At 72.4% G+C, this 18136-nt stretch carries 6 protein-coding genes; 4 read left to right on the top strand and 2 right to left on the bottom strand.

All coding sequences use genetic code 11. The features are described from left to right. The first annotated feature begins 24 nt into the window (after positions 1–24). Entirely contained in the window at positions 25–516 is a 492-nt protein-coding gene (gene purE, locus OG992_RS16100) for a 5-(carboxyamino)imidazole ribonucleotide mutase (RefSeq protein ID WP_238666648.1), read from the top strand. Between the two features lie 152 nt (positions 517–668). Here purE and OG992_RS16095 read toward each other — a convergent pair whose 3' ends face one another. After that, positions 669–5564 (bottom strand): SCO7613 C-terminal domain-containing membrane protein, encoded by a 4896-nt coding sequence (locus tag OG992_RS16095; RefSeq protein ID WP_266303649.1) that lies wholly within the window; start codon positions 5562–5564, stop codon positions 669–671. Positions 5565–5715: 151 nt separating this feature from the next. Next, positions 5716–7143: a UDP-glucose/GDP-mannose dehydrogenase family protein gene (locus OG992_RS16090; RefSeq protein WP_238683194.1), complete on the bottom strand. Its 1428-nt coding sequence runs from the start codon at positions 7141–7143 to the stop codon at positions 5716–5718. 250 nt (positions 7144–7393) lie between these two features. Between OG992_RS16090 and OG992_RS16085 the strand changes: the two genes are divergently transcribed. The 3 genes from OG992_RS16085 to OG992_RS16075 all read left to right on the top strand — a co-directional run bounded on the left by OG992_RS16085 (position 7394) and on the right by OG992_RS16075 (position 18126). Continuing rightward, positions 7394–8557: an acyl-CoA dehydrogenase family protein gene (locus OG992_RS16085; RefSeq protein ID WP_238683195.1), complete on the top strand. Its 1164-nt coding sequence runs from the start codon at positions 7394–7396 to the stop codon at positions 8555–8557. 1299 nt (positions 8558–9856) lie between these two features. Next, positions 9857–10081 carry an MbtH family NRPS accessory protein gene (locus OG992_RS16080; RefSeq protein ID WP_112582509.1) on the top strand — a complete coding sequence of 75 codons (225 nt, stop codon included), beginning with the start codon at positions 9857–9859 and terminating at the stop codon, positions 10079–10081. Continuing rightward, entirely contained in the window at positions 10081–18126 is an 8046-nt protein-coding gene (locus OG992_RS16075) for a non-ribosomal peptide synthetase (protein WP_266303648.1), read from the top strand. The genes OG992_RS16080 and OG992_RS16075 overlap by 1 nt, the downstream gene beginning before the upstream one ends. Positions 18127–18136: the final 10 nt, after the last annotated feature.

Raw genomic sequence — 18136 nt, 5'->3', positions numbered from 1 at the left:
TTTCGGGAACGAGAGAGGGCAGCAGTGAGCACGGTTGGCTTGATCATGGGCAGCGACTCGGACTGGCCGACCATGCGGGCCGCGGCCGAGGTGTTGGACGACTTCGGCGTGGCGTACGAGGTCCGGGTGATCTCGGCGCACCGGACTCCGGTCGCGATGATCGAGTACGGGCGCGACGCCGCCGACCGGGGCCTCAAGGTGATCATCGCGGGGGCTGGGGGCGCCGCCGCGCTGCCCGGCATGGTGGCCTCGGTGACACCGCTGCCGGTGATCGGTGTGCCGGTGCCGCTGAAGCACCTCGACGGCATGGACTCGCTGTTGTCCATCGTGCAGATGCCGGCCGGGATCCCGGTCGCCACCGTGTCGATCGGCAACGCCCGCAACGCCGGCCTGCTCGCCGTACGGATCCTCGGTGCCGCCGACGAGGGCCTGCGCGCCAAGATGGCGACCTACCAGCAGGACCTGGAGAAGCTGGTAGCAACGAAGGAAGCCGCCCTCCAAGCCACCCTGCACTAACCCCCCGCCCCCCACCCCGCGATCTTGCACTTTCGGTCGTCGCTTTGCGGCTTTTACCCCTTATGCCGCGACAGAAAGTGCAAGATCGCGCGAGACGGACGCGGGTGACGCGAACTCCTCCCCACTCGTCCTCGCCGCCGGGACCCTGCGTCTTATCTCATGCCGCGCAGGGCGGTCTGTAGGCGTTCCTGGGCGCGGCGGCGGCGCTCGTTGCTCGCACCGAGCACCAGCAGCAGGATGCCCACCGGGATCAGCGCCAGCCACGGGCCCAGGCTGAACAGGGCGTGGATCGCCGTGATCGCGGTGACCGACGCGCCGACGATCACCGGGGCCTGCTGCCGACTGGACGAGCCGAAGATCAGCACCGCGACCGCGCCGAGCAGCAGGAGCATCTGCCGCACAGTGCTGGACTCGGTGGCCAGCACGATCGCCAGCGTCGGCACGAAGGCCGCGACCAGCGCCGGACCGTACGCCACCCAACTGCTCATGTCGGGCCGGTGGCGCAGCTCCAGGACTCCGACGAGGAGGGCCAGCACGGCGAACGGCAGCGTGTACGCCTCGGGCAACGCCACGTCGGCGACTCGCATCAGGATCCACCACGCGGTGATCTCACACACCACCACCGCCCAGAACAGGATCCGGCGTTCCACCGGCCGGCGACCGGGTCGGGTCGCCGCCACCCCGAGGACAGCGCCCCAGGCGGCCAGCAGTGCGGCGATGTGACGGGGCGAGTCGAAGGCGAGGGCCAACGCGATCAGCGCGGCAGCATGCCCGGTCCACTCCACTGTGGAGGCCTCACGCTGCGCCTCCGGGCGGCGCAGCCGGGGCAGGGTAGCGGCGAGCACCTGGAGGACCGCGCCGACGGCGAGCACCCCGAACGCGGACCAGACCGCCGCCAGTCCGGCGACCAGGCCGGCGGTGAGCACGAAGAGCTGCGCCATGAGTGAGGCGAAGAGCCAGCCGAGGATGCGCGCCCGCTGGGTGGTGCCGAACAGCGCCGCCACCGCGCCCACCCCGACCGCGCTGCCGAGGGTGAACAGGGTCATCTGCCGGTCGGCCAGGCTGCCGGCGAGCCCGGCGCTGCCACCGGCCAGACCAATGGCGAACACCAGCACCCGGGCCAGCCGCAGTGAGCGGGCCCGCTCGACCAGCGCCGGCGGCGGGGTCAGTGCGAGACCGAGCATCGCGATGGTGAAGACGGAGAGCGCGGCGACGGTGCTGGCGGGCCAGCCCTGGCCCAGCGCGATGGGCGCGATCAGCAGCGTGACGGCCGCCCCTGGCAGCACCACCGGCACGGCGCGGGACCGTCGCCCACCGCTGAACCCGGTGGCGGCCAGCGCGGCGGTCGCGGTGAGCAGCAACGCCGTCAGTACGTGCGTCGGGTTGACCACGTCCGACGGTGGAGTGAGCAACTCCGGGAGCGGACCATGCCAGATCCGGGTCAATGTGCGGTGTGGCTCGACCAGGGCGGTGACCAGCGCGGGTGCGATCGAGGCGAGCGCCAGGGCGGTCGGCAGCGCCGCCGCGGCCAACGCGCCCGCTGCCGGGTTGACCCGCCACCGCCGTCGCTCCGGGTCGTCGGGCAGCCGCCAGAGGGCGCCGTCGAGTCGCACCGACCAGCGCCGGACCGGCTGGGCCGCGCCGGTGGGCGGCACTGTGGCAGCGCGGATCAGCTCGGCCAGCACGCCGAGCAGGGCGGCGGCGGCCGCGTAGACCCCGGCGGCGAGCCCGGTGGGGATGGCGGCGAGGGCGCTGATGGTGGCCCCGCCGACCACCGCCACGCTGACCCAGGGCAGATATTGCGGCACCAACCGGCGGACGGCGGCCACAGCGGCCAGGCCGAGGCTCGTCGCGGCCAGCGCGGCGGTCAGCACCACCTGCGCCGAATGATCGAACTCGGCGGACAGTGCCGCCACCGCACCGGGAAGGGCCAGCAGGGCGGCACCGATCGCCGCGCCGCCGATCTGCGCCAGGTGCGGCGGCATACCCTCGGTTTCGATGTCGGCGACCTGTGGACCGGCGAGAACGCGGGCCAGCGAGGCCACCACCACGCCGATCAGCGCGATGCTGCCCAGCGCCAGGGCCGTGGTCCACGGGCGGACCAGTCCAGCTCCGGCGGCGTGCAGCGCGACGACCCCGGCCACCGTGGCCCGGGACAGCCCGGCGCGGGCCTCCTCGGTGGCCACCGCGGCCATGCCGAACACGGTGGCGACCATTCCGCCGACCAGGACCGGTGACCACCAGGCCAGATCGAATGCGGCCGGCGCGCCGATCGTGGCGAGCACCACCGCCACGCCGGAAACGTCCCAGCGCCACGGCGGCGGGAGCAGAATGCCGGCGGCGAGGGCCAGGAGCGCCAGCGCCACAGGCGCCTGCCAGGTGGCACCGCCCACGGGGGCGGCCGGCCAGTCGCTCAGGTCGCCCCTCCAGATCGGCCCGGGGGTGGCCAGCACGCCAACGCCACCGCGTACCGCCGACCATCCGGCGAGGACGCCGATCAGGACACCGCCGACGGTGAGGCCGAGGATCGGGCCGCGTCGCCACTCCTCCGGCATGCTGCGGGCGCCCACGGCGACCACCAGGAGCAGGGCGGCGGCGACCGCCAACTGACCCCCCGGGGCGAGCACCGCCCCGATCCGTACCAGTGTGGCGATCAGGGCGGTGGTGACCGCCGCGGCGGCCAGGTCCGAGCCGTCGAGGGTGAGGTCGGCTCGACGGCCGGCGTCGATGGAGGGGGCCAGGAAGAGCAGCACCGCCGCGACCAGCAGGAGCGCGCCCACCCAGGCGTCGGCGACTGTCGCGCCGGGCGCCCCGAACGCGGCGGCGGTGACCATCAGCGCGCCCAGCCCGGTGCCGACCGACAGTGGGGCGGGGATGTGGCGCTGGGAGACCTGCACGACGGCTGCGTAGCCCAGGGTCACGCAGACCGCCAGGAAGCTGGCCGCCAGGATCGGGACGGTCACCTCGCGCAGGCTCGCCGGGGTGGGGGTCGGGTCGCTCGGCATGGTCGCGGCCACGAACGCCGCCACCGCCCCGGGCAGCGCGAACGCGGCGCCACCGGCCGCCCAGGCGGTGACCGTGTCGGAGGCGGCCGAGGCGATCCGGATCCGGGGCGCCAGCGTGACCAGCGTGCCGGCCACGAACAGGGTGATCAGGACCGCGGCGGTGAGGGTGGGGCTGGTCAGGCTGGCACCCGCGCCGAACAGGCCCACCACGGCCGCCCCGATGGCGTGCGCGACAGCGGCCCGGTCGGTGCGGGCGGACAGCCCGATGACCCCGATGCCGATCGCGGTGATGACCATGGGCCAGGGTGCCGTCGCCCAGCCGAGATCGAACGAGGCCGGGACGGCGAGCGCTGTCAGCGCCGCGCCGGCGACCGCGAACTCCCGGCGGATCTCGATGGGCAGGGCCAGCACCGCCGCGATGGTGAGCAGGAACGCGGCACCCGCGAGCTGCCAGGTGGTCGGCCCGACGGCGGCGGCCAACTCCTCCGGGTACCGGCTGAGGTCGGGGTTCCAGGCGGGCAGTGCCGCCCGGACCGGCGCCACCCCGGCGCGTAACGCGCCGCCGGCGACCACCAGACCACTGACGGTCAACGCCACCGCGGAGGCGAGCTGTGGGCCACGCCGGGCCGCTTCCGGGACCGCGCGCACCGCCAGCCCGGTCACCGTGATGACCGCCGCGATCAGCAGCAGCGCCCGGCCGGGGAGTGCCACCGAGGCGATTCGGCTGAGCGAGCCGATCACCGCCAGGGTGACGATGCCGGCCGCGACGTCCGGCAGCGGCGGACGACGCAGCACCAACGCGCCGGCCAGCCCGATCACGGCGGCCAACAGCAGCACCACCCCGGCGCCGGTAGCGGTCGGCACGGTCTGTGCCCGGAGCAGGGCGGTGACCGCGTACGCCAGCGAGACGGCGACCGCCAGCGCGTGCAGCAACCAGGTCAGCTGACGCAGGCCGGGCACCGGTCGGGTCGGCTGGGGGTCGGTGGCACCGCCGCTGGCGTCGATCAGCTCGGCAGCCTCCTCCGGGTCGCCCTCCGGCCGGCTCTCGGCGTCGCGTTGGCGGGGCGCGGACGGCGTGCCCGGCGATGGCAGGTCCTGTCGGACGGGGCGTTCGACGGTCACGCCGGAGCGGGCCAGGCCGAGGTTGACGAGAGCGACCAGGGCCAGCACCAGGGCCCAGCCGCCCGGCCCGGTGATCTGGTCGTACGCCAGCAGGGGCAGCACCGGCTGGGCGGCGAGCACTGTGGCGAAGCGGGGCGCGCGCAGACCGGTCCAACCGGCGTACCCGAACGCGACGGCGGCGGTGACCGCGAAGATCACCCCGGCGAAGACAGTGCCGGAGCCGCCGCCGGTGCCGATTCGGTCCACCGCCCAGAGGGCATTGCCGGCGAGCGGCACCAGCAGCAGGCCGACCGCGGCGATGGTCTCGGCGGTCGAGGTGAGCCCGCGCCGGGCCAGTGCCGGTGGGGCGAGCAGCATCAGCACGGTGGCCAGGAGCAGGATGCCGAGCCGGGCCAGCGCGTCCATCGAGCTGGTGGCCACGGCGGCGAAGACCACAGCGGCCACGCCGAGCAGCAGCGCGCCCAGCCCGAGCGGGATGTTCTGCACCTCGCGCGAGGACGCCTCCGGCGGGTGCTCCGGGTCGTCCGCGTCCAGCCAGGCGGCCCGGGGCGGGGGTGGCGGCGGATCCTCCGGGGCGGGCGGTGTGCCCTGGCGAGGCACCCGGGGCGGCGTTCCCATGGTGGCCGTCGGTGGTCGCCGAGCGGGGCGGCGTCGCAGCACCCGGCGCGGCCGGGTGGCCTGCTTGATCCGTTCCTCGCCGGCGTGGGCGAGGATGTCCCGCTGGAAGAGCGCGGCCTGCATCTTGGCGGCGATCTGCCGCTGCTCGCGGGCGATGGCGGCGTCGCGCGCCTTCATCTCCGCTATCGAACGCTCAATGTCGGCCAGGTGCTCGACCCACTGTGGTTGATCTGCCCCACAGTGCGGGCATCGGACGGCCGGCTTGATCTCCCGGCCGCACGAGGAGCATTGAAAGGTCGCCACGACACCCCTCCACCCGCACTGTGGACTCCCACTGTCGCAGCATGCCCAATGCTGGCGCGGATTTCGACTCTTGTCGGCGGGTCCGGGGCAAACAACGACACCGGCCGGTCACCGAGATGTTCGATGGCCGGCCGGTGGAGCGTCGGTCGGGTCAGGGGCGACCCATGCCCCGGTACTCCCAGCCCGCCTGGGCCCACAGTGCCGGGTCGAGGCAGTTGCGGCCGTCGACGACCTTGCGGCCCTTGACCAACTCGCCGAGGGCGACCGGATCCGCGTTGCGGAAGTCGGCCCACTCGGTGAGGACGCAGACCAGGTCGGCCCCGTCGACCGCCTCGTTGATGCTGCTCTCGTAGGTCAACTCGGGAACCGCGCGGCGGGCGTTCTCGGTGCCCTGCGGGTCGTACACGTGCACGTCGGCGCCGGCCTTGTGCAGCAGCGCGGCGACGGCGAGCGCCGGGGCGTCGCGGACGTCGTCGGTGTTGGGCTTGAAGGTGGCACCGAGCACCGCGATCCGGGTGCCGGAGAAGTCCGGGCCGGCCGGGCCGGAGCGGCGGCCGAGGAGGTCCGCGGCGAGCTGGAGCACCCGGGTACGCCGACGCAGGTTGATCAGGTCGACCTCGTGCAGGAAGCGCAGCGCCTCGCCGGCGCCCAACTCCTGGGCGCGGGCCTGGAAGGCCCGGATGTCCTTGGGCAGGCAGGCGCCTCCGAAGCCGAGGCCGGCCTGGAGGAACCTGTTGCCGATTCGCGGGTCGTAGCCGATCGCGCGGGCCAGCTGGGTGACGTCGCCACCGGAGGCCTCGCAGACCTCGGCCATCGCGTTGATGAAGGAGATCTTGGTGGCCAGGAAGGCGTTCGCGGCGACCTTGACCAGCTCGGCGGTGGAGAAGTCGGTGACCACCAGGGGCACCTCGCGGTCCTCCGTGGCCGCCAGGTCGAACACGCCCTTGTGCGCGGCGTAGAGCATGCCGTTGGCCCACTCGCTCTTGACGCCGACCACGATCCGGTTGGGCCGCAGTACGTCGTCGACGGCGAAGCCCTCCTGGAGGAACTCGGGGCTCCACGCCACCTCGACGTCCAGGTCGTTCGGGGTGTGCTTGCCGACGAGCTGCTCGACCCACTCGGCGGTGCCGACCGGCACGGTGGACTTGCCGACGATCAAGGCCTTGCGGGTCAGGTGCTGCGCGAGGCTGGTGACCGACGCCTCGACGTACGACAGGTCGGCGCCCATGCCGTCGGCCCGCTGCGGGGTGCCGACGCAGATGAAGTGCACGTCACCGAACTCGGCGGTCTCGGCGATGTCGGTGCTGAACCGGAGGCGGCCGGCGGCGAGGTTGCGCCGGAGCAGCTCGTCCAGGCCGGGCTCGTGGATCGGCACCTGACCGGCGTTCAGCATCGCGATCTTGTCGGCGTCGACGTCGAACCCGAGAACCTCGTAGCCCAGTTCGGCGTAGCAGATGGCGTACGTCGCACCGAGGTAACCAGTCCCAAGGAACGTCACCCGCGGCCGGGGTGCGCCCGAGGGCGGGGTCACCGCGGCGATGGCGGGGGTCGGCTGGATGGTGGGGTAGGGGATCGTCACGCCTGTCTTCTCCGCTCGCGCTGGCGTCGCGTCGTCGCGTCGCATTTTGCTGCGGCGCCTGGGCGGGGCACCGGAGGGTGGCTCACTGTCTCAATCTCCATCATCGCTGAGCGCGTCAGGTCCACCGTCCTGCCCATACCTACGCGCCGGTAACATCACCTGAACTGCAGTCGCTAGTCTTCAGTCTGCGCGGTCGGCGGTCAGGAGTCGTCACAGACTGCGCATGATAGTGGTGAAGGGGAGGGCCGAGATGGCCGCAGGGGAGTCGTTCGACGTCTACCGGTTGCCCGAGGAGCACCAGGCGATCCGGGAAGCCGTGCGAGAGGTCTGCGCCGCGAAGGTGGCTCCGCACGCCGCGGAGGCCGACGAGGCAGGGGAGTTCCCCAAGGCATCCTACGACGCGCTGCGAGCGGCCGACTTCCACGCACCGCACATCCCCGAGGAGTACGGCGGCGCGGGCGCGGACGCGCTGGCCACCGCCATCGTGATCGAGGAGGTGGCACGCGCCTGCGCGTCCTCCTCGCTGATCCCGGCGGTGAACAAACTCGGCACCATGCCGCTGCTGTTGTCCGGTTCCGCCGACCTCAAGAGTCGCTACCTGACGCCGGTCGCGGCCGGTGACGCGATGTTCTCGTACTGCCTCTCCGAGCCGGAGGCGGGCAGCGACGCGGCGTCCATGACCACCAGGGCGGTACGTGACGGGGATCACTGGGTGCTCAACGGTGTGAAGCGCTGGATCACCAACGCCGGGGTGTCCGAGTTCTACACCGTCTTCGCCGTCACCGACCCTTCCGCCCGCTCCCGGGGCATCTCGGCCTTCGTGGTCGAGAAGTCCGATGCCGGGGTGAGCTTCGGCGCGCCGGAGAAGAAGCTCGGCATCAAGGGCTCGCCCACCCGCGAGGTCTACCTCGACAACGTGCGGATCCCGGCCGACCGGATGATCGGCGCGGAGGGCACCGGCTTCGCGACCGCGATGAAGACCCTGGACCACACCCGGGTCACCATCGCCGCGCAGGCCGTCGGCATCGCGCAGGGCGCGCTCGACTACGCGAAGGGGTACGTGGCCGAGCGTCGCCAGTTCGGCAAGGCTGTCGCCGAGTTCCAGGGGATCCAGTTCATGCTTGCCGACATGGGCATGAAGCTCGAGGCGGCCCGGCAGCTCACGTACGCGGCCGCCGGCAAGTCGGAGCGTGGCGACGCGGATCTCACCTACTTCGGCGCGGCGGCGAAGTGCTTCGCCTCCGACGCCGCCATGGAGATCACCACCGACGCGGTGCAGTTGCTCGGTGGTTACGGCTACACGCGGGACTACCCGGTCGAGCGGATGATGCGGGACGCCAAGATCACTCAGATCTACGAGGGCACCAACCAGGTCCAGCGGATCGTGATGGCTCGGCAGCTTTTGCAGGGCTGACCGAGGTGTTTCCGAACGCCGTGGCACAAGCGTCCGGTGCCGGCAATCGCCGGCGCCGACGCACGGCATCCCGGCGCTCGGGTAAAGGCGGGGCCGCGACGGACGGGGCCTGATTCGGCGCGTACGCACACTGGCCTTCGTCGATGGCCCCGGCGCACGCGTCCGCCCGAATTCGGGTGTCGATGCCTGCTGCTTGCCCGGCGTGCGGGTGCCTTCGGGTACGCCGGGCGCCTTCCCCCCGCCACGCACGCGTGGTGCGGGTCCGTGCGGCGAAGGGGTCCCGTGCTCGACCCGACGTCTCGGCCTGATCGGATCCGGCAATCGGACGCAATCGTCGGGCGGCCCACGCGTCGGCTTGTCGGCCCGGATGGTCGACGGCTTCGCGGGAGCTGCGATTCGGCGACGCCAACGCTCTCTGTCGTGCCTCGCCTTGGGTACGTTAATAACCATTACATTGACTGTTGTCCAGCCATTCGGATGCTCGGCCAATGGATGATCGGTCGTTCTTTCCGCCTGTCGAGTGAAACTCGTCTCCGTGTCGGACTCTGGTCACGAGTTCCGCGATGAATGATCCTGCCCGTCCGGGCAAGTGATTTTTCCGACGCGCCGCGTCCAGCCTGGACGGTGGCGTCGTCGTTGATCGGTCCGCATGCCGCACGGAGTAGGCGGCAATGCTCCTGTTCTGCGCAGATGCGTTGGCGGCACCGCATTTCTGGCCGATTTCGGCCGTCTCGCCCGACCGCCAGCAGCCCCGCCCGACGGTACGCCGGCGGGCCTGGCGGCGTACCCGGTCGACCAACCACCTGCGGAGTATTTGTCATAAATACGTCCCGGTTGGCATGCTGAACTTCAGCGGCAGGCAAGGGTCTTGACACGCTCCGTGTCTGATGGTTTTCTGTGCCTCGCTTGCGTTTACATTCATGAACGCTGTTGGGTCGCAAACTTCGGGGGGGAGCGCGACGTGGGTTCAGCGTGGCTTGCCAGAATCTGCTTGACATCGACCGGGTTGCGTCCGCAAAGGGCCCTCGGCTTCGGGTCGGATAGCCGATTAACGTGCAGGTGGCCGGCCGTGGCCGTGGTGGAATCCGATAGCGAGACACGCGGCGGCGAAACCCCGCACGTCCTCTGAGCGACGCATAGCAAAAGTCTCCGCAAACGACAGTTGACGACGCCCGATCTGGGGACGCGCGTCCCGACTTCGACGCTGGCAGGTCTGACCGCCGTGGTCCCTGCCTGGCCGCCGTGCCGGTTCAGCGCTTCCCCGTCGGGTCCTGGGACCAGGCGCAGAGTGAGGAAGACGTGAACATTCTCGACAACCCCGACGGATGCTTCTTCGTAGTGGTGAACGACGAGGGGCAGCACTCGCTGTGGCCCGAGTCGCTCAGCCTGCCGGCCGGGTGGACGGTGACCCACGGGCCCGCCGACCGCGCGTCCTGCCTGGACCACGTCACCACCGAGTGGACGGACATGCGGCCGCGCAGTCTCGTGACGCACCTGGAGAGCGCCGCTCGGGAGGTGGCCTGATGACCACCGACGCGAGTGCCAGCCGCCCCGCGCCGCACGGCGCGGGGCTCTCGCCCGGCCGGTCACGCCTCGACTCGATGTCGCCCTCGAAGCGGGCCCTGTTCGAGAAGCGTCTCGCCGGCCGGCGCCCCCGGCCGGCCGAGGCGCTCGCCCGGGTGCCGCGCGGGGGCGACCTGCCCGTCTCCCCGGCACAGCGCCGGCTGTGGTTCATGGACCAGCTCGTCCCCGGCTCGGCGATGTTCAACGTGCCGACCGCCCTACGCCTGACCGGCGCACTCCGGCTCGACGTGCTCACCGACGCGGTGCGCGCCCTCGTCGACAGGCACGAGGCGCTGCGGACCGTGTTCGCGGCGAACGAGGGCGACCCGGTGCAGCGCATCCTGCGAGACATCGAGGTGGATCTCACCCCGCGCCCACTGCCCGTCGACGACGCGGCGGTGCTGGCCGCCGTACGCGACGAGGCGAGTCGTCCGTTTTCCCTCTCCGTCGGGCCACTGGCTCGCGCCGCGTTGTTCCGGCAGACCCCCACCGCGCACGTGCTGGTGCTGACCCTGCACCACAGCATCTGCGACGGTTGGTCGGTCAGCCTGCTCATCGATGAGCTGCTGGAGCTGTACCGCGCCGGGGCAGAGGACCGGGCTCCCCGGCTCGCGCCCCTCACCGTGCAGTACGCGGACTACGCCGCCTGGGAGAGCCATCCCGACCGGGCCGCCGAGCTGGCCGAGGGCCTCGACTACTGGAAGCGGGCACTGGCGGGCGCGGTGCCCGTCATCGACCTGCCGTTGGACCGTCCCCGCCCGCCCGTGCAGTCCTTCCGGGGCGAGCGGCACCGCTTCGCCCTGCCCGACGGCCTGTGGCAGGCGGTGACTCGCCTGGCCCAGGATGAGCGGGCCACCCCGTTCATGGTGCTGCTCGCCGGGTTCGCCGCGCTGATGTCGCGGTACGCGGCCCAGGACGAGGTCTCGGTGGTGACCCCGGTGGCGAACCGCCCCCGGGTCGAGCTGGAGACGATGGTCGGCTCCTTCGTCAACTCGATCGTCGTCAGGGTCGACACCTCCGGCGCGCCCACCTTCCGGGCCCTGGTGGGACGGGTCCGCGATCTCGTGCAGCAGGGCATGGCGCACGGCGAGGTGCCCTTCGACACGGTGGTGGAGGCGGTCGACCCGGAGCGCGACCTCAGCCACACGCCCCTCGCGCAGGTGATGTTCGCCCTCGTCGAGGACCAGGCGTTGGAGGCCGAGGCGGCGGGGTTGCGGGTCACGGCCGTCGAACACCACCTGCCGATCAGCAAGCACGACCTGACGGTCGAGGTGTGGCCGGACGCCGACGGCCGGCTGCGGGGGGTGGCCGAGTACGCGACCGACATCCTCGACGAGCGAACTGTGGCGCGGATGGCCGCTCACCTCGGCGTTCTACTGGTCGGTCTGACCGCCGCGCCGGACGCCCCGGTCGGGTTGGCCCGCCTTCTGTCCGATGAGGAGACCCGGGCGGCGGTCGTGGACGGCAACCGCACCGAGGACCCTCTCCTCGGTGACGTGCGCGCGCACGAGCTGTTCGCTCGGCAGGCCGCCCGTACCCCTGACGCGCCCGCGCTCCTGGTCGGCGACCTGACTGTCACATTCGGAGAGCTGGACCGCCGGGCCGACGCCCTCGCCGCGCGGCTGCGCCGGCACGGTGTGGGACCGGAGACCCGCGTCGGCCTCTTCCTGGACCGTGGTGTCGACCTCGTCACGGCCGTGCTGGCCACCCTCCGGGCCGGCGGCGTGTACGTGCCGCTGGACGTGGGCGAGCCCGCCGAGCGGGTGCGGTTCATGCTCACCGACGCAGAGGTGCGGGTGGTCGTCACCAGCGCGGGCCGGGTCGCGGACCTACCGGACACCGACGTGTCGGTGCTGCTGCCCGACGGCGACGAGGACGCCACCACCGACCTGCCGCCGCTGCCGCGTCCGCACCCGGACAGCGCCTGCTACGTCATCTACACCTCGGGCTCGACCGGGCGACCGAAGGGTGTGGTGGTCACCCACCGCGGCCTGACCAACTACCTGGCGTGGAGCATGCGGGCGTACCGGGTGGCCGAGGGCGGGGGCGCGCCACTGGTCTCGCCGTTGCGGTTCGACCTGTCGGTGACGACGCTGTTCTGTCCGCTGCTGGCCGGGCGTCCGGTGGTGCTCGTCGCCGACGGCACCGAGCTGGAGACCCTCACCGAGTTGCTCGGCAGCGACCTGGACCTCGGGCTGGTCAAGCTCACCCCGGCCCACCTGGAGGCGCTGGACCGGGCCGTTCCGAGCCGGACCATCGCTGCGGACGGCTACCTGATCGTCGGTGGCGAGTCGCTGCACGGCGCCACCGCCGCCGCCTGGCGACGCCGGGCTCCGGGCCTGCGCATCGTCAACGAGTACGGGCCCACCGAGACCGTCGTCGGCTGCTGCGTGCACGAGGTGCACGACGGCACCGACCTGTCCGGTGTGGTGCCGATCGGTCGTCCGATCGCCAACACGCGGCTCTACGTGCTGGACGGCAACCTGCTGCCGGTGCCGCCCGGCACGGTCGGTGAGCTGTATGTGGCGGGTGCCGGTGTGGCCCGTGGCTACCACGGTCGGCCGGACCTGACCGCCGGGCGGTTCCTGCCCGACCCGTTCGCCCCGACGCCGGGGGAGCGCATGTACCGCACCGGCGACCTCGTCCGGGTGCGACCCGACGGCGAGCTCGACTGCCTGGGCCGGATCGACACCCAGGTGAAGATCCGGGGGTACCGGGTCGAGTTGGCGGAGATCGAGGCCACCCTGACGCGGCTGCCGCAGGTCCGCGAGGCGGTGGTCCTGCTGCGAACCGACCGGCCTGGTGAGGAGCGGTTGGTCGCGTACGTCACAGCGGCCGGGGACTCCATGGCCGACGACCCGCGTGACGCGCTGCGCGCGGAACTGCCGGACTACATGGTGCCGGAGGTCGTCGTTCCGCTCGACGCGCTGCCGTTGGCCGCCAACGGCAAGGTGGACCGGGCGGCCCTGCCCGCGCCCACGGCGGCCGAGCCGGCGCCCACCCTGGCCGCTCCGGAGAGCCGGCTGGAGGAGGCCATCGCCGAGGTGTGGGCCGACGTGCTGGGGCGGCCGGTCGAGTCGATCGGGCGGGACGCGAACTTCCTCGACCTGGGTGGGCACTCCCTGCTCGCGGTCCGGGCCATGGCCCGGCTGCGCAAGAAGCTCGAAATCGAGCTGCCGCTGGCGGTGTTCCTGGAGTCCACCTCGCTGGCCGACCTGGGGACCCGGATCGAGGCGCTCGGCGGGCGGGCCCCCCGGCCCGGTCTCGTCGCCGTCCCGAGGACCGGTCCGGTGCCGTTGTCGCACGCGCAAGGACGCCTGTACTTCCTCAACCGGCTCGCCGAGGACAGCGCGTTCTACAACGTGCCCCTCGCGCTGCGCTTCGACGGTGACCTGCGCGCGGACGCGCTGCGGGTGGCCTTCGGCGCGCTGTGGGCCCGGCACGAGGGGCTGCGCACCCGGTTCCCGTCCGTGGACGGCGAACCGGTGCAGGAGTTCCTGCCCGTCGACGCCGTGGCGTACGCCGAGGTGGACGTGCAGGGCGACGCCGACCCGGAGGGTCGGCTGGCCGCCCTCTTCGACGCCGAGGGGCGCACTCCGTTCGACCTGGCCGCCGGGCCGCTGCTGCGCGGCACCCTGGTGCGGGTACGCCCCGACTCGCACGTGCTGCTGCTGACGCTGCACCACACCGTCTCCGACGGCTGGTCCCTGAACATCGTGTTGAACGACCTGGTGACGCTCTACCGGGAGATCGCCCAGGGGCAGCCGTCGTCGTTGCCCGAGCTGACACACACCTATGTGGACTACACGTTCTGGCAGCGGTCCTGGCTGATCGGCGCCGAGCTGGACGACCAGCTCGACTGGTGGAAGCGGCAGCTCGACGGCGTACCCACGCTGGACCTGCCGACCGATCGGCCGCGACCGGCGGTGCAGACCTTCCGCGGAGCGCGCCACGACATCAGCTGGTCGGCCGAGCGATCCCGGGCGGTGGCCGACCTGGCCCGGCGGGAGAAGGTCTCCCTGTTCATGGCGTTGCTGGCCGGCTTCGACGTGCTCATGGCCCAGCTCAGTGGCCAACGGGACATCACCGTCGGTACGCCCGTCGCCAACCGCACCAGCACCGAGTTGGAGAAGCTCGTCGGGTTCTTCGCCAACACCCTGGCGCTGCGGGTCGACCTCTCCGGCGACCCCACCTTCCGCGAGGTGCTCCGGCGGGTCCGCAGCACGGCGCACGGCGCGTACGCCCACCAGGACGTCCCCTTCGAGATGGTCGTCGACGCGGTGGCGCCCACCCGCAGCCTCAGCCACTCACCGCTGTTCCAGGTGCGCTTCGCGTTGCAGAACGCCCCGGGCGGCCTACCCGACCCGGGCCCCGGCCTCACCCTCACGTCGATCGACAACGAGCAGTGCACCGCCCGCTTCGACCTGCTGATCGACCTGTGGGAGAACGGGGACGGCATCGAGGGGCACGCCGAGTACAGCACCGACCTGTTCGACGCGGGCACCGTCGAGGCGATGATGAGCCGCCTCGGGGTGCTGATGGACCGGTTGGTCGGTGACCCCGACCAGCGCGTCTTCGACGTGGATCCCCTCCTGCCGGGCGAGCGGGAGCGTCTCGACGCGCTCGCGCACGGTCCGGCGCTGCCGGTTGGCGCCGCGCACCGCACGCTCACCGCCCGGGTGGGCGAGCAGGCGCGACGCCGACCCGACGCTCCGGCGGTCACCAGCGGCGAGACGACCCTCTCCTACGGCGACCTGCACCGCCGCAGCGGTGACCTGGCCCGGGTGCTCGCCGAACGCGGCGCGGGCCCGGGAACGACGATCGCCCTGCACCTCGACCGGGGCGTCGACGTCGTCGTGGCGGCGTTGGCGGTCCTGGAGACAGGTGCCGCGTACGTGCCGCTGGACCCCGCGTACCCCGCGCAGCGGTTGGCGGCGATCGTGGCGGACGCCCGGCCGACGATGACGCTCACCACGCGCGACCTGGCGGGTCGTACGCCCCAGGGCGCGGGCGAGGTGGTGACGATCGAGGACCTGCCGGCCCCGGTGGGCCCCCGGCCGACACCGGCGCTGCGACCGGAGCACCCGGCCTACGTGGTCTACACCTCCGGCACCAAGGGGCTCCCCAAGGGTGTGGTGGTGACCCACGGCGGGCTGTCCGCGTACCTGGAGGGGCTGCCGGCCGCGCTGGCCCTGCCCGACGAGCCGGTGTTCCTGCACACCGCGTCGTTCGCGTTCTCGTCGTCTGTGCGGCAGTTCGCCGTTCCGCTGGCGCTGGGCGGCCACGTGGTCGTCGCCGGGCGCGCGCACCTGGCCGACCCGTTGGCACTGCTCACCTTCGTCACCGCGCACGGCGTGCAGGTGCTGGACCTGGTGCCGTCGTACCTGCGGGTCCTGCTGCCGGCGCTCACCTCGCCCGGCGGGTGGCGGCCACAGGTGGTGCTCACCGCCAGCGAGCCGCTGCGCTACGAACTTCCCGAGGCCATCCGCAACGCGCCGGGGACCGCGCCCCGGCTGGTCAACATGTACGGCCAGACCGAGACGACGGGCATCGTCGCCGTGGCGGAGGTCCGCATCGACCGGGCGGGCCGCGAGGCGGTGGTGCCGCTCGGTCGGCCGATCCCGGGCGCACGGCTGTACGTACTCGACGAGAGGCTGCGGCCGGTGCCGACCGGCCTGCCCGGCGAGATCGTCGTCGGTGGTGCGGGCCTGGCCCGCGGCTACCTGGGGGACGCCGCGTTGACCGCCGAGCGGTTCGTGCCCGATCCGCTGGGCGCGCCGGGCGACCGGCTCTACCGCACCGGTGACCGGGGGCGGCTGCTGCCGGACGGCACCGTGGAGTTCCTGGGCCGGATCGGCGACCAGGTCAAGATCCGGGGTCACCGGGTCGAGCCGGACGAGGTCGCCTCGGCGCTGTCCGCCCTGGACGGTGTGGGCGAGTGCGTGGTGCTCTGCGACGACGACGGGGCGGACGACCGGCGGCTGATGGCCCACGTGGCGCTGCGGCCGGGTACCGCGCTCTCCACCGACGACCTACGCGCGGCGCTGCGGGAGCGGCTGCCGGATTACATGGTGCCGACGGTGGCGCTCGTCGACCGCCTGCCCCGGCTGCCCAACGGGAAGGTCGACCGGGCCACGTTGTCGGCACCGACCCCCACCGTGGCTCCGGCCACCGCCGCTGCCACCGCCACCGCGGAGACCCGGCGTGGACCGGTGGAGGGGATCCTGACCGGGATCTGGCGGGACGTGCTGCGGGTGCCGTCGGTGGGTCCGGAGGACAACTTCTTCGCCCTGGGTGGGGACTCGCTGCACGTGATCCGGGTGGTGGATCGTGCCCGTAAGGCGGGTGTGGTGATCACGCCCGCGCAGTTCATCGCGCACCCCACCATCGCCGCGCTCGCCTCGGTCGCTACCGACGCGCAGACGCCGGCCGACAAGGCGCGGGAGGTCCTGGCCGGGATCTGGCGGGAGGTGCTGCGGGTGCCGTCGGTGGGTCCGGAGGACAACTTCTTCGCCCTGGGTGGGGACTCGCTGCACGTGATCCGGGTGGTGGATCGTGCCCGTAAGGCGGGTGTGGTGATCACGCCCGCGCAGTTCATCGCGCACCCCACCATCGCCGGCCTCGCGTCCGTTGCCGGTGGGTCGACGACCGCCGGTGCGGGTGGTGACGAAAGCCGCCGTACGCACCCCGGTGGGGTGCCGCTCGTCGCGTCGCACGTGGCCTTCGCCGAGCGGAACTTCGCCGACCCGCACAAGTACACGCACATCTTCATGTTCGAGGCGATGCGGTCACTCGACCCGGCGCTGCTGGAGCGGGCCGTGGCGGCGGTGATCACCCATCACGACTCGCTGCGGATCAGCTTCCCCCGGGCCGGTGGCCGGTTGTCGGTCCGGGTCAACGAGGCGTACCAGCCCACGCCGTTCACCAGCGTGGACCTGTCCGCCCTCGACCCGGCGGACCAGGAGGTCGCCTTCCGGCGCCTCGATCGCACCCTGCACCGCAAGCTCGACATCGAGAACGGGCCGCTGCTCCAGGTCGCCCTGGTCCGCTTCGGGGCCGACCGTCCCGAGCTGCTCGTGGTGATCGTCCACCACCAGTTGATGGACAACAGCTCCTGGGACGTCCTGATGGCGGATCTCCAGACCGCGTACCAGGCGGTGGAGGCCGGCGAGGAGCCGCGCCTGCCGCTGTCGACGGCGTCGTTCGCCGAATGGTCCCGCAACCTGGACGCGCTCGCCCGTGGCACGGAGTTGACCGAGGACATCGCGTACTGGACGGCGCTTGCCAAGGAACCTGTCCCGACCTGGCCGCTGGACCACCCCGACGGAGACGACTGCATGTCGTCGGAGGAGACGGTGGTGGTCGGGCTCGACGCGGAGGAGACCGCCGCGCTGCGCCGGCTGGTGCCGCAGGAGTACGGCCTGAGCGTCAACGACGCGCTGCTGGCCGCCACCCTCCAGGGCTTCACCGACTGGTCCGGTCAGTCGTCGATCCTGGTCGACCTCGTCGCCCGGGGTCGGGAGATGGGCGGTCAGGACCTCGACCTGTCCCGTGCCATCGGCCGGTTCTCGATGACCTCACCCCGGCTCGTCCGCCGACCCGAGAAGCCCGGCCCGAGGGCGCTGCTGGAGTCGGTCCGCGAGCAGATCGAGGCGGTGCCCCGGCGCGGCCTCGCCTTCGGCCTGCTGCGCTACCTCGGCGGGCATCCGGACGTGGCGGACGCGCTCGCCCCGCTCGGCAAGCCGGACATCCTGCTCAACAACTGGGGCGAGTTCGCCCACGAGCCCGAGGAGTCGCCGCTGCTCGGGCCGGCCATGGACGACTTCTGGCCGATGCCGAAGCTGCAACGCATGCACCGGCTCCAGGTGTTCGCGCGGTTCGCCGACGGTGAGCTCAGCCTGCACCTGAAGTACAGCAGCAACCTCAACGAGCGGAAGAGCATCGAGCGGCTCGCCGCCCTGACCCTGGCCGCCCTCCGGTCGTTCGTCCGGCCGGACGCCGACTGACCCGGACCAA

The sequence above is a fragment of the Micromonospora sp. NBC_00362 genome, from assembly GCF_026342155.1.
Classification (GTDB): domain Bacteria; phylum Actinomycetota; class Actinomycetes; order Mycobacteriales; family Micromonosporaceae; genus Micromonospora; species Micromonospora hortensis.
This window is presented reverse-complemented; position numbering and strand designations above follow the sequence as displayed.

What these genes read in the sequence shown, in the direction of transcription:
- OG992_RS16085 (WP_238683195.1), top strand. Translation starts at nt 7,394, where the DNA reads ATGGCCGCAGGGGAGTCGTTCGACGTCTACCGGTTGCCCGAGGAGCAC.
- OG992_RS16075 (WP_266303648.1), top strand. Translation starts at nt 10,081, where the DNA reads ATGACCACCGACGCGAGTGCCAGCCGCCCCGCGCCGCACGGCGCGGGG.